The sequence below is a fragment of the Streptomyces sp. Sge12 genome, assembly GCF_002080455.1.
GTDB lineage: Bacteria > Actinomycetota > Actinomycetes > Streptomycetales > Streptomycetaceae > Streptomyces.
Genome location: NZ_CP020556.1, coordinates 38,811 through 52,183, shown reverse-complemented (window position 1 = coordinate 52,183; position 13,373 = coordinate 38,811). Strand labels below are relative to the sequence as shown.

Genomic DNA, 13,373 nt, shown 5'->3' with positions numbered 1-13,373 from the left:
CGCATCCGATGCAATTGGCGTCGGTAGTAGTTGAGGTACAGGAAATCCCGGTGAGAACGATCATGAACTGCTAGCACGTCGGCTGGAGAGTCCGCTGGGGTTCGCGGAAAGATCGCTGGACGGTCGTCGGTGCTGGCTACGGTCCGGTTCGTGCCGGTGGAGTTTCTGACTGATGAGCAGGCCGAGGCGTACGGGACGTTCACCGAGGTGCCCACGCGCCCGGAGCTGGAGCGGTTCTTCTTCCTCGACGATGACGACCGTGACCTGATCGCGCTGCGTCGCACGGACGCGCACCGGCTGGGGATGGCGGTACAGATCTGCACGGTCCGCTACGTCGGCAGGTTCCTCGGTGAGGACCCCCTTGCGGTGCCGTGGGAGGCCGTGGAGTACCTCGCCGGGCAGCTGGGAATCGACGATGCCTCGTGCGTGAAGCGGTACGCCGAGCGGCGCTCGACGGTGTACGAGCACGCGGGCCAGATCCAGGAGCGGTTCGGATACCGCAACTTCACCGACCGCGAATGGGGGCGGGAGTTCCGCGGCTTCCTGTACGGGCGGGCGTGGACGCATGCCGAGGGGCCGGTGGCGCTGTTCAACCACGCGGTGACGTGGCTGCGGAAGAACCGGGTGCTGCTGCCCGGGGTGTCGGTGCTGGCCCGGCAGGTGTCGGAGGCCCGCGCGGTGGCCGAGCGGCGACTGTACGAGGCGGTGGCCCGTGCCACCGACCGGGCCGATCCCGCGCTCGCGCCGGCGCTGGCCGTGCTGCTGGAGGTACCGGAGGGCAAGCGGGTCTCGGAGCTGGAGCGGCTTCGTACGCCGCCGGTGAAGTCGACGGGGACCGCGATGGTGCGGGCGATGGAGCGGGTGGAGGAGATCTCCGCGTTCGCGCTGGGCCGGGTGAACCTCTCCCGAGTGCCGGTGAACCGGCTGTCCACGCTGGCCCGGTACGGGCAGCTGAGCAAGGCGCAGACGATCGAGCGGGCGCCGCAGCCGCGGCGTACGGCTTTGCTGACGGCGGTGGTGCGTCAGTTGGAGGCGCAGGCGGTCGACGACGCGCTGGACCTGTTCGCGGTGCTGATGGCGAACCGGCTGATCAGTCTGGCGCGCAGGGCGTCGGAGCGGGAGCGCCTTGCGATGCTGCCGCAGCTGGAGAAGGCGGCGCGCATCCTGGCGAAGGCGTCGAAGATCCTGACCGAGGAGCTGGACCTGGTCGCCGGGCACGACGCGGACCTGGATGTGGCCGCGCTGTGGGCGGCGGTGGAGGAGGCCGTGCCGCGCACGGCCGTGGCCGGGGCCGTCGCCACCGTCGAGGCCCTGGTGCCGGAGGACGACGGGTCGGCCGAGGCGGCGATGCGGGAGAAGCTGGCCCTGCGCTACAACACCGTGCGCCCCTTCCTGGCGCTGCTGGGCGAGTCGGACGCGCTGGGCGCCGCCCCGGCCGGGCGGCGCACCCTGAAGGCGGTACGCCGCCTGCCCGTGCTCTCGCGCCGACGGGTCAAGGAACGGCCGCTGCTGCCCCGCGAGGTCGACGCCGAGCTGGTGCCCGCGATGTGGAAGCGGGCGGTGTTCTCGAACAACAAGCTGCCCCAGGGGGCGGTCGACCGGGACGCGTACGTGGTGTGCGTGCTGGAGCAGCTGCACCGGGCGCTGAACCGGCGGGACGTGTTCGCCGCTCCGTCGAACCGGTGGGCGGACCCGCGTGCCCGGCTGCTGGACGGTCCGCGGTGGGAGGCGATGCGCGCGGACGTGCTGGCGGGCCTGTCCCTGACTGAGGACGCCGGCGAGCACCTGGCCCAGCTGACCCGCGGACTCGATGCGGCTTGGAGACAGATGGCCCACCGGCTGGAGGAGGCCGGCGCCGAGGCCAAGGTGGAGATCGTCGTCCCGGAGGGCGGGGGACGTGCGCGGCTGAGCGTGGACAGGCTCGGTGCAGTGGGTGAGCCGGAGACGCTGACGTGGCTGAAGGCCACCACCGAGGCCATGCTGCCCCGCATTGATCTGCCGGACCTGCTGTTCGAGGTCCACTCATGGACCGGTTTCCTCGACTCCTTCGGCCACGTCTCCGACCGGCGCACCCGCATGGAGGGCCTGCTCGTCTCCCTGGTGGCCCTGCTCGTCTCACAGAGCTGCAACATCGGCCTGACCCCGGTCACCGACCCCGAGAACAAGGCGCTGACCCGCTCGCGTCTGTCCCACGTCGACCAGAACTACCTGCGCGCCGACACCATCGCCGCGGCGAACGCCGCGCTCATCACCGCCCAGTCCCGCATCGAGCTGGCCCAGATGTGGGGCGGCGGACTGCTCGCCTCCGTCGACGGCCTGCGCTTCGTCGTGCCGGTCAAGAGCATCAACACCGGCCCCTCGCCCAAGTACTACGGCTACAAGCGGGGCGTGACCTGGCTCAACGCCGTCAACGATCAGGTGGCAGGGATCGGCGCGATGGTCGTACGCGGCACCCCGCGCGACAGCCTCTACACCCTGGATACGCTGCTGAACCTCGACGGCGGGGTGAAGCCGGAGATGGTCGCGACCGACAACGCCTCGTACTCCGACGTGGCCTTCGGCCTGTACAAGATGCTCGGTTTCCGCTTCGCCCCGCGTTTTCGAGACCTGGCCGATCAGCGGTTCTGGCGGGCCGACCTGCCCGAAGGCGACAGCGCAGGCGGCGGGTACGGGCCGCTGGAGGCCGTGGCCTGCAACAAGGTCAACCTGAAGCGCATCGAGACGCACTGGCCCGACATGCTCCGGGTCGCGGGATCGCTCATCACCAACCAGGTGCGGGCGTACGACCTGCTGCGGATGTTCGGCCGTGAGGGCCACCCGACCCCGCTGGGGGCGGCGTTCGCCGAGTACGGACGGATCGACAAGACCATGCACCTGCTCGCCCTGGTCGATCCGGTCGACGACACCTACCGCCGGCTGATGAACCGGCAGCTGACCGTGCAGGAGTCCCGCCACCGGCTCGCCCGCGCGATCTGCCACGGCGGCAGGGGCCAGATCCGCCAGGCGTACCGCGAGGGCCAGGAGGACCAGCTGGCCGCCCTCGGCCTGGTCCTCAACGCCGTCGTCCTGTGGAACACCCGCTACCTGGACGCCGCCGTCGCACAGTTGCGCGCCGAAGGCCATGACACCAAGGACGAGGACGTCGCCCGGCTCTCCCCGCTCAAGGACCGACACATCAACTTCCTGGGCCGCTACCTGTTCAACATCAAGGCCAGCGGACCCGGCCAGGGGCTGCGCCCGCTGCGCGACCCCGATGCCGCACAGGGGGACGAGCCGGAAGAGGGGTGAACGTGGCCGTTCAGCTGCCGCAGGCGCAGCCGACACGGCGTGGTGATCTTGAGCGCGTGATCTGCATTTGTTCTCCTCGCCGAGCGGTTCGCCACTCGTGCAGGGGCACGCCCGGTAGGCCGGGCCGGTTTCGCCGCATGCCGGCTGGGGAGTGACACCGCATGTGCCCGCCTTCGGGGGCGGGCGGACAGAGAGAGGGGGGCTGTGATGGGCAACAGCAACAGCAACAGCAACAGCACGGAGCGGGACATGCTGGACCTGGCGGACGCGATCACGCTTCTGCGTGATCAGATCGCCGAGGCCCAGGACCGCATCGCCGACCCGAACGGGGAGGGGGACCAGGGGATCCGGTTCGGTCTGGGGGAGATCACGCTGGAGCTCGGCATGGAACTGGCCCGCACCAACGGTGCCAACGGCGGGCTGCGCTTCAGCGTCGTCAACTTCGGCGGCAAGCACGAGAAAACCGACAAGGCCACCCACAAGGTGACCGTGCGGCTGAACCCGCGCAACGCCGACGGCAGCGGTCCCGTCGAGGTCTCACACCAGCGCTAGAAGTCCCGGGGGCGGGCGTCAGAGCGAACACACAGAGGGGGCGGATCGTTGGAACCCGACCGGCTGGTGCAGGTGCGCCTGTCTGTACCCGGCAGGCCGAAGTCGGGTTTCGGCTCGGGCTATCTGGTGGCCCCGCGCCTGGTCCTGACGGCCGCCCACGTCCTGGGCGACGGGACCCGCCCGGCACCGGGCACGGTGACGATCTGCCGTCCGGCACCGTACGTCCCGGACCCGGCAGGCGAACAGGACACCGCCGACGGCATGGGCCGGCAGTTCCGGGCCACCGTCCGCTGGTACCGCAAGGACGACGCCGTGGACGCCGTGCTGGTCGAGATCGACGACACACCGGCCCAGGACGGCACCCCCTGGCCCGTACCCGCTTCCCTGCAGGACACCGCCACCCGCCCGCCGCAGCGCTGGGGCCGCCTCATCGGCAACCGCCGCCACCCGGTCACCATGGTCGGCTACCCCCTCATGCAGCACACCCCCGACACTGGCCACAGTTACGACAAGCAGTTCGACGGGCACATCAGCCCCGGCAGCGGTTCCCTCGCCCGGCGCTACGAGATCTCCAGCACCGACCCCGTCCTACGGCCCCACCTGCAGCAGAACTCCGCCACGACCGGCTGGTCGGGCATGTCCGGCGCCGCGGTCCTGACTGACCGGCGCTCCGGCGGCCTGTTATGCGGTGTCACCCGCTACGACCTGAAGGCCGCCGGCGGCACCATCCTCACCGCCACCCCCGCCTCGACCCTCCTCGCCGACCCCGGTTTCACCGCCGTCGTGGCCGAACACACCCCCGGCTGGCCACCGGTACTCGAGCCCGCCGAACCCGCCCGCCTGCTCACCCCCGCCGCCCGCGACCGCGCCCTGACCTCCCCCGCCGCGCTGCTGCGCGCCGACACCGAAGCCGTCCCCTTCCACGGCCGCGACCACGACCTGCGCCAACTCCACGCCTGGTGCACGCAAGGCCCCCCGGCGCTGTCCGCCCAGGCGGTCACCGGCCCCGGCGGCCAGGGCAAGACCCGCCTCGCCCGCCACCTCACCGCCACCCTGCGAGGCGAGGGCTGGATCACCGGCCATCTGCGCTCCGACCTCGCCGACAGTAGGATCCCCGACTTCACCACCCTGGACACCGACCTCCCTCTCCTGGTCGTCGTCGACTACGCAGAGGTCCGCCCCCGGCTCCTGCGCGACCTCATCGAGCACCTGCGGGAATCGCGCCACCGCGTGCGGCTGCTGCTCCTGGCCCGCTCCGACGGCCAGTGGCGTACCGACTCCCTAAGCGGCACCAGCCGCGAGACCACCGACATCCTCACCGCGACGGTGGTCACCGAGCTGGCGCCCCTGCTCCCCTCCGGGCCGGAATCCGAAGACCGTGCCGCAGCGTTCGGTGCCGCCCTGGCGGGCTTCGCCCGTCTGCTGTCCCACGTTCCCGCCCTGCCCACGTACGACTGGGCGGCCCTTGCCGCCGGCATTCGGCCCCCCGCCGACATCGCCCACCCCCGCTACGCCAACGCCCTCACCCTGCAGATGACCGCTCTCACCACCCTCCTGCAGCACGGGCCCACACCAGCCCCCACCCTTCCGGGGGAGCCCGCCGAAGCCGTCCTCCTCACACATGAGGGACGCTTCTGGGAAGGCAGCGCCGCCGCCCCTGCCTTCGAGCTACGTCCCGGGACAAAGGTCCTGGAGCGGGCGGTGGCCGTCGCCGCGGTCTGCGGAGCCGCCGACCACACCGAGGCACTGCGCGTGACCGAGACCGTCCCCGGACTGGCCCCCCACACCGCCCCGACCGCGGCCCAGTGGCTCGCCTCGCTGTATCCCCCGGACCCAGACAACCGCACCTACTGGGGCTCCCTCCAGCCCGACCGCGTTGCCGAGTACCACGCCTCCACCGTCCTGACCGGCCCCGGCACGCCCCTGCCCGCGCTCCTGGCTGCCGCGGCCCCCGACCAGCAAGCCCAGCTCATCACCGTCCTGGCCCGCGCGGTCGTCGCCCACTACAACGCCCAGCGCACCGAGACCAGCAGGCTGGTCCTCCACAACCTGGACGCCGCCCTGGACTCCACCACGCCCCACCCCGACGCCCTGCTGAACGCGACGGCTGCACTGCCCTACCCCTCCCACGTCCTCGCCGCCCTCGCGCTGCGACTCACCACCGACCTCACGCAAGCCCTGCGCGACCAGACCGCGGACGAACCCGCCCTGGCCGCGTCATTGTTTAACCTCGGCGTCCATCTGTCGGGGGTGGGGCGGTGGGCGGAGGCCGTGGACGCCGTCGAGGAGGCGGTGGAGGTCTACCGGCGGCTGGCCGATCCGGTGACGGGCAACCCCACCGCGTACGAACCCGACCTCGCCCGCTCGCTGTCCAACCTCGGCAGCCATCTGTCGGAGGTGGGGCGGCGGACGGAGGCCTTGGACGCGGAGCAGGAGGCGGTGGAGATCCGGCGGCGGCTGGCTGATTCGGTGACGGGCAACCCCACCGCGTACGAACCCGACCTCGCCGCCTCGCTGTCCAACCTCGGCAACCATCTTTCGGGGGTGGGGCGGCGGGCGGAGGCCTTGGACGCGGAGCAGGAGGCGGTGGAGATCCGGCGGCGGCTGGCTGATTCGGTGACGGGCAACCCCACCGCGTACGAACCCGACCTCGCCGGCTCGCTGTCCAACCTCGGCGTCCATCTTTCGGGGGTGGGGCGGTGGGCGGAGGCCTTGGACGCCGTCGAGGAGGCGGTGGAGGTCTACCGGCGGCTGGCCGATCCGGTGACGGGCAACCCCACCGCGTACGAACCCGACCTCGCCGGCTCGCTGTCCAACCTCGGCAACCATCTGTCGGGGGTGGGGCGGTGGGCGGAGGCCGTGGACGCCGTCGAGGAGGCGGTGGAGGTCTGCCGGCGGCTGGCCGATCCGGTGACGGGCAACCCCACCGCGTACGAACCCGACCTCGCCGCCTCGCTGTCCAACCTCGGCAACCATCTGTCGGAGGTGGGGCGGCGGGCGGAGGCCCTGGACGCCGTCGAGGAAGCGGTGGAGATCCGGCGGTGGCTGGCCGATCCGGTGACGGGCAACCCCACCGCGTACGAACCCGACCTCGCCGGCTCGCTGTCCAACCTCGGCGTCCAGTTGTCGGGGGTGGGGCGGCGGGCGGAGGCCCTGGACGCGGAGCAGGAGGCGGTGGAGATCCGGCGGCGGCTGGCCGATCCGGTGACGGGCAACCCCACCGCGTACGAACCCGACCTCGCCCGCTCGCTGTCCAACCTCGGCAACCGGCTGTCGGAGGTGGGGCGGCGGGCGGAGGCCCTGGCCGCCGTCGAGGAGGCATTGGAGGTCTACCGGCGGCTGGCCGATCCGGTGACGGGCAACCCCACCGCGTACGAACCCGACCTCGCCCGCGCGCTGTCCAACCTCGGCGCCCGGCTGTCGGGGGTGGGGCGGCGGGCGGAGGCCCTGGCCGCCGTCGAGGAGGCATTGGAGGTCTGCCGGCGGCTGGCCGATCCGGTGACGGGCAACCCCACCGCGTACGAACCCGACCTCGCCTGCTCGCTGTCCAACCTCGGCGTCCAGTTGTCGGGGGTGGGGCGGCGGGCGGAGGCCCTGGACGCGGAGCAGGAGGCGGTGGAGGTCTACCGGCGGCTGGCCGATCCGGTGACGGGCAACCCCACCGCGTACGAACCCGACCTCGCCCGCTCGCTGTCCAACCTCGGCAACCGGCTGTCGGGGGTGGGGCGGTGGGCGGAGGCCTTGGACGCCGTCGAGGAGGCGGTGGAGGTCTACCGGCGGCTGGCCGATCCGGTGACGGGCAACCCCACCGCGTACGAACCCGACCTCGCCCGCGCGCTGTCCAACCTCGGCGTCCAGTTGTCGGGGGTGGGGCGGCGGGCGGAGGCCTTGGACGCGGAGCAGGAGGCGGTGGAGATCCGGTGACGGGCAACCCCACCGCGTACGAACCCGACCTCGCCCGCGCGCTGTCCAACCTCGGCATCTATCTGTCGGGGGTGGGGCGGCGGGCGGAGGCCCTGGACGCCGTCGAGGAAGCGGTGGAGGTCCACAGGCGGCTGGCCGACCCGGTGACGGGCAACCCCACCGCGTACGAACCCGACCTCGCCACCTCACTGACGGTCTGGGCCTGGCTTCTCAGCACGCAGCAGAATCTCTCCCGAGCGTTGCGAGCGACAAGCGAGGCGGTGGAGATCTACCGCAAGCTCGTAGCGTTGGTGCCCAGCCGGTTTACCCAGCCTCTGCGTGCAGTGCTCAGTCTGCAGGCGGACGTGCTTGATGGGCTCGGCCGGATCCAGGACGCGCAGACAATCCGCGATTGGCTCGCGGCCAACCCGGACGAGCCCGACTCTCACAAATGACCAGTTACGAGAGTTCTGCGAGCACCCCGGAGCCGCTCACGAATCCGCAGGTCGCTGTTCGCAGAACCCCTCTCAAAACCCACGTGTTGTGCGACACAGTTCTGACAGACTGCCCGGGTGGACCTGAGGCCCGATCAAGCCGCAAATGTGGTAGAACGAAACGACTGTCCGAAGTGTGAAGCCCCGGCCGGGAGCCCGTGCCGCACCCGGAGCGGGAAGTGCGCGACGAAGTACCACACCGCTCGCTTCGTCCTCGTGCCCGCGCTCCGCGAGGAGCTGGAAGTGCTCGTCCCCGAGGACCGCGGTCCCGGGCGGCCGTGGAAGGCAGGCCCGCCTGTCGAGGCGGCACCGACTGCTGCGGCCGCCAAGCCGATCCGGATCGGGTACGCCCGCTGCTCGACCGCAGGTCAGGAACTCGCCTCCCAGCTCGCCGCGCTCGAACCGGTCTGCAAGCGGATCTTCTCCGAGAAGATCTCCACCCGCATCAAGACCCGGCCCGAGCTGGAGAAGGCCCTCAAGCTCGCGTACGACATCAAGGAGGCCGCCCCCGACCAGGAGGTCATCCTCACGGTCCACGAACTCAAGCGCCTCGCCCGCAACGCCGCCGAGCTGATGACCCTCTCCGGCCAGCTCCAGGACGCCGGCGTGCAGCTCGAACTTCTCACCGGCCCGCTCACCGGCATCTATGACCCCAACGGCATGGGCGCCATGTTCTTCGCCGTCCTCGCCGTCGCCGCCCAGCTCGACCGCAACTACATCCGCGAAAAGACCCTCGAAGGCCAGCAGGCCGCCGCCGCTAAGGGCAACCACGGCGGACGCCCCAAGGTCATCGACGACGACTCGCTCCTGTTCGCCCGCGCACTGAAGGACCGCGGCATCCCCGTCCCCGAGATCGCGGGCAAGCTCACCATCAAGACCGGCAAGAACGCGGGCAAGCACCCCTCAGTCGCCTCCCTGTACCGCGCGCTCGCGGAGGCCGAAGGAGCTGCCGGGGCCGACGATGCACAGGTCATCGGCCCCCGCCGTCCGGGCCGCGTCCGCATCCCCGGGCCCGGCAGCGGTACCGACCCCGCGCTGATGGAACGGCTCACCGCCCAGGTCCTCGACGGCGGCACGGTGCTGGACGACCTGGCCCGCCAGGCCGAAAGCAGCTCTGAGGACCTGGTGGCGCAGTTGCTCGTGCAGGCCCGGAACGGCGACCGGTAGGGGAAGCTCCGAAAGATCAATCTCACCGGGATTTCCTGTACCTCAACTACTCACACCCGGAGGACGCGAGGCCTGCCACAGGGTGGGATGTGCGTGCGAATCACGGACTGGCGTACGAAGAACTCCGCAGAACGGCTGTTACTTGATCGACTGGTCCGGGCGGGTGATGCTTCGGAGGAGTGCGCCCGGTGGTGCGCCGGAGCGTGCCGGCCTCGGCGTCCGGTTTGTGGGGCGGGTGGGTGTAGCGGTCAGTGAATGTCAGGGGCACGTTCGGGCGGAATGCGTGCATCCGGAAGTCGACTGTGACGGATATATCCACGTCTGGTAACCGGCGTCGGCGGGGGCTGCGGCGGGGTCCGTGGCGGGTCGAGAGTGTGGCCCTCGGCTCATCCGGGCCGATCTCGACAAGTGCTTCCACCGACCTGTTTCGGCTGGTGGGGTGCTGTTCTTGAGGGGCGCCACCTATGTCTTCTGCTTCTTCCTCCGTCCGCCGTATCGCCGCCACCGTCCTGGCGGCCGGCGCGATCGTCTCCGCCGCGGCGCTGCCGGCGGCCGCGCACGACGGGGATCGTCACCAGCAGCGGCACCCGCGGGTGGAGATCAGCCGCGTCCAGGCCGACAGCCCCGGACGCGACGACCGCTCCAACCGCTCCCTGAACAACGAGTGGGTGGAGATCACCAACACCAGCCGCGACGCCATCAACCTGCGGGGCTGGACCCTGCGTGACAACGACGGCAACCGCTACCGCTTCGACAACGTCCGCATCGGCTCCCGGGCCACGATCCGTATCCACACCGGCAACGGCCGCGACACCCGTACCGATCTCTTCCAGGACCGCCGCGACTATGTCTGGGACAACCGCTCCGACACCGCCATCCTGCGCGACGACCGTGGCCGCACCGTCGACACCGAGTCGTGGGGCCGCCGCCGCTAACCCCCACCACACGGGTTCCGCGCACCAGCGCCGCGGAACCTGTGTGACGTGACTCCGCGGCCGGACCGCACGGCAACCGGCCACTGACCGGCGCGAGCACGGGCCGTCGCCCCCACCGGGCGACGGCCCGCACTGCTGCGCGCACCGGCGGCTCCTGTCCGAACTTCGGGAGGTGGCGCCGCAGGCTTGTGCAGTGCCGCGGCCGCGGGCCGTCCAGGAGGGTGTTCGGCGGGTTCATCGTCGTGCGCGCCAGGTGCCGTAGAGCGCGGCGACGGCGCTGATGACGCCGGCGAATCCGGCGTCGCCGACGGTGAGGTAGGTGCCGGCGCAGGTCGCGAGGAGCGCGACGAGGACGACGGCGTCGGGGATCCGGTGCGACCTGCCGGCCGGGTCCGGTTCGGGGGCGGCGGGAGTCCGGTCGGGGTCGGGGGTCTGCGGGGTGCTTGCGGTGTTGGTCATGCCTCCAGGAGAGCGGCCCTCCTGCCGCGTTTCCCAGTGATCCGTACGGGCCCGCCCGGACCCGGACACCCTTCCGTTTCGGCCGGCCGACTTCGGGCCGGTTCCGGACGGGGCGAGGTGTCCGCGACCGTTCGGGGCAATCCGCGTACGTACGGCTTCACCGCCCTCTAGCGTGGCTTTTCCGTACATGCAGGGGGGTTTGATGGCAGCCGAAGAACCTGGGGTCGAGCCGCAGGACCGTGAGGCGATCGAGGCGTACGAGGCCTCGCTGGCCGCCTTCGCCGAGAAGCTGAACCTCCTCCACATAGCCGGCGGCACCCCCTCCTACGCGGCCATCGCCTCCGCCTCGGTGCGGCCGCGCCTGACCACCACCGGCGTGAACGAGATGCTCTCCGGCAAGCGCCTGCCGTCCCTGGAGTCGCTCCTGGAGTTCGTCCGGGTCGTCACCACCCCCAGCGGCCTGGACAAGCCGGCCGCCCAGAAGTTCCGGGCCGAGGCCGCGCTCGTCGAGGAGTGGCGCGGGCTCTGGCAGGACACGAAGCTGCTGCAGCGCCGCGCCCAGCCCGCGAGCCGGCGGCTGAAGGTGACGGTGCGGCAGATCCACGACGACGCCGTCCGCGAAGCCGAAGCCGTGCGCACGGCGGCGCATGCGGAAGCCGAACGGATCCGTACGAGCGCGCACACCGACGCCGAGGGCATCCTCGCGCAGGCCCACCGCGACGCCGACCAGGTCCTCGGCCGGGCCCATGAGACGGCGGCCGCCGCGACCCCGGACAGGCCCGAACCGCAGCGCCTTCCACGCGGGACCTCCCGTCGGGGGTGGCTGGCTGGTGCGGGCCGAGGGGCAGCGCTGCCTTCCGGGGTACGTCCCGCGGCCGCGGTGCTGGCGGTGACCGTGCTGGCGGTGGCCACGGTCCTGGTGGGGGACTCCCTCACAGGTTCTTCCGGCGGCTGCCACGATGGCCAGACCCAGGCCGCCGGCCGACTCGCCCCCGACCCGGCTCGCGTCCGTCCGGCAGCTTTCACCGTCGAACCCGCCGCCTTCATCAGCCTTCCCCCTGGCGCCAGGGCTCCGTTCAGCATGCCCACAGCCACGAGTTCGCCGACACCGGAGACCTCTCCGACGCCGGACGCCTCTCCAACGCCGAGCCCGTCCGCGACACCGTCGCCGACGCCCTCGCCGAGCAAGTCGGGCCGGTGCACGAACAGCAGCACGTGACGGGATGCACCCCTGCGGTTCGGCGTGATGCGGTCGTGCTCCTCTCGGGCCCGGATCGCGTTCACGGGAGGGCGACTGCGGCCGTGGCCGCCGCTGCCCAGTTGCCGTCTGCGGGGTGTTGTCGGTGGTGGCGGTGACCATGGGGAGATGAGCGCCGGTATCGCGCCCGAGGGCCCGCGGGCGGGTGTCGAGGGGTTGTGCGAGGACATCCGGGGCGCCCTCGAGGGGTGGGTGCCTCGGATGCTCGGTGTCCACGTCCACCGGTCGGTGTCCGGGCCGGCCGAGGTGGCGCGGTTGATCGGTGCGGTCGCGGACGCCGCCGAGATCACGGTGCTCTCCGGCGACGGTCCGACTGCACGGGCCGAGCTGCACACGGCGGCCGCCAGGGCGACCGAGGCCGCCGGCGGGCAGCCGGGGACGGATGTGCGGGCTGAGCTGGCTGCCGCACGCGCGGGGTGCCGACGTGCGGCGGTTGCTCTCGGTCTGCGTGTTCCCGCCACCTACTGACCGGGGCAGCGGTAGGAACTCGGCGGCGGTCGTCCTGGCCATGGTCGGCCCTCCCGGGGGGCGGCGAATCGGTACACCCGCACCCTGCGCGGACGCCCCGCTTTGCGTCGCGGAGCTCCCGTACCCGCGCAGGACAGCGCACCTACGCAGCCGATTACGAATATTCGTTCGAGCCGACCCGGCATTCCTCCAACAATTCTTGGAGGGAATCCCCTCGACTCCTTAAGGTTTGGAATAGGAAGCCCGAATGGGGTAGCGTGATGTGAGTAATCGCTGAACAACTCTCCGTGAAGAGGTTTTCGGTGCTTTTCCGAGAGAACGTCGCGCCACACGGGTGCGGCGTTCTGCCGGTGAGCGCCGGCGTCCCCTCTACAGAGAGGAGGCCCACATGGGTCTCAACAGCGAAGACGGCCAGCAGAAGGAGCGGCGGCTCGACCGCCTGCGCAGGGTCATCCGCGACAAGGCCACCAAGGCCTGTCGGCGCTTGCGTAAGGCGGCTCGATACGCTCCGCCGCTGGTCACCCTTGCCGCGGAAGGCCTGGCCGTGATCCACGGGGTCCAGCTGATCGTCGGCAAGTAGCCGGTCCGGACGTCGCTTACACGTCCGGACCGGCCGTACGAGAGACCGGCCCGCCCGTGTTACGAGCATGGGCGGGCCGCCGTCTTTCGTACCAGCGAACACGTTTCAGCGATGCCCGCAGGTACGTAGCGTACCGCAAAATCACGTTTCCCAGATTTAAAAATCTCCAGGACGGTATTTTTCGGCGTTCCGCGGCACTCAAAAAACGTGAACTTCTGCCGTTTCGTTATTTTCGGCGGAACGGAGATTATTTAAAATCCTCGTTCTGG

The 13,373-nt window shown here is 71.0% G+C and carries 10 protein-coding genes; 9 read left to right on the top strand and 1 reads right to left on the bottom strand.

All coding sequences use genetic code 11. The features are described from left to right. The first annotated feature begins 150 nt into the window (after window positions 1-150). The 6 genes from B6R96_RS36155 to B6R96_RS36130 all read left to right on the top strand — a co-directional run bounded on the left by B6R96_RS36155 (window position 151) and on the right by B6R96_RS36130 (window position 10,339). On the top strand, window positions 151-3,288 hold the full coding sequence (locus B6R96_RS36155; protein WP_081525515.1) for a Tn3 family transposase: 3,138 nt from the start codon (window positions 151-153) through the stop codon (window positions 3,286-3,288). A 207-nt stretch (window positions 3,289-3,495) separates the two neighbouring features. Then, a complete protein-coding gene (locus B6R96_RS36150; protein ID WP_081525458.1) occupies window positions 3,496-3,840 on the top strand; it encodes a trypco2 family protein in 345 nt (114 codons plus the stop codon). A 72-nt stretch (window positions 3,841-3,912) separates the two neighbouring features. Further along, window positions 3,913-7,764, top strand: coding sequence for a tetratricopeptide repeat protein (locus B6R96_RS39075; protein WP_159396455.1), 3,852 nt, complete (start codon window positions 3,913-3,915; stop codon window positions 7,762-7,764). Further along, complete coding sequence (locus B6R96_RS38680; protein WP_203351777.1) at window positions 7,761-8,198, top strand: tetratricopeptide repeat protein; 438 nt, start codon at window positions 7,761-7,763, stop codon at window positions 8,196-8,198. The genes B6R96_RS39075 and B6R96_RS38680 overlap by 4 nt, the downstream gene beginning before the upstream one ends. Window positions 8,199-8,315: 117 nt before the next feature. Next, complete coding sequence (locus tag B6R96_RS36135) at window positions 8,316-9,404, top strand: recombinase family protein (protein WP_081525455.1); 1,089 nt, start codon at window positions 8,316-8,318, stop codon at window positions 9,402-9,404. Between the two features lie 464 nt (window positions 9,405-9,868). Then, window positions 9,869-10,339, top strand: a complete 471-nt coding sequence (locus tag B6R96_RS36130; protein WP_081525454.1) for a lamin tail domain-containing protein — start codon at window positions 9,869-9,871, stop codon at window positions 10,337-10,339. A gap of 234 nt (window positions 10,340-10,573) precedes the next feature. Here the strand turns inward: B6R96_RS36130 and B6R96_RS36125 are convergent, their stop codons facing one another. Further along, window positions 10,574-10,798 carry a hypothetical protein gene (locus B6R96_RS36125; RefSeq protein WP_081525453.1) on the bottom strand — a complete coding sequence of 75 codons (225 nt, stop codon included), beginning with the start codon at window positions 10,796-10,798 and terminating at the stop codon, window positions 10,574-10,576. Between the two features lie 202 nt (window positions 10,799-11,000). Here B6R96_RS36125 and B6R96_RS37815 point away from each other — a divergent pair, with 202 nt between their 5' ends. From B6R96_RS37815 to B6R96_RS36110, 3 genes are all read left to right on the top strand, one after another. After that, on the top strand, window positions 11,001-12,017 hold the full coding sequence (locus tag B6R96_RS37815) for a hypothetical protein (protein ID WP_081525452.1): 1,017 nt from the start codon (window positions 11,001-11,003) through the stop codon (window positions 12,015-12,017). Window positions 12,018-12,164: 147 nt separating this feature from the next. Further along, complete coding sequence (locus tag B6R96_RS36115; RefSeq protein WP_081525451.1) at window positions 12,165-12,524, top strand: hypothetical protein; 360 nt, start codon at window positions 12,165-12,167, stop codon at window positions 12,522-12,524. A 388-nt stretch (window positions 12,525-12,912) separates the two neighbouring features. Beyond that, window positions 12,913-13,104 (top strand): hypothetical protein, encoded by a 192-nt coding sequence (locus B6R96_RS36110; RefSeq protein ID WP_081525450.1) that lies wholly within the window; start codon window positions 12,913-12,915, stop codon window positions 13,102-13,104. Window positions 13,105-13,373 lie beyond the last annotated feature (269 nt).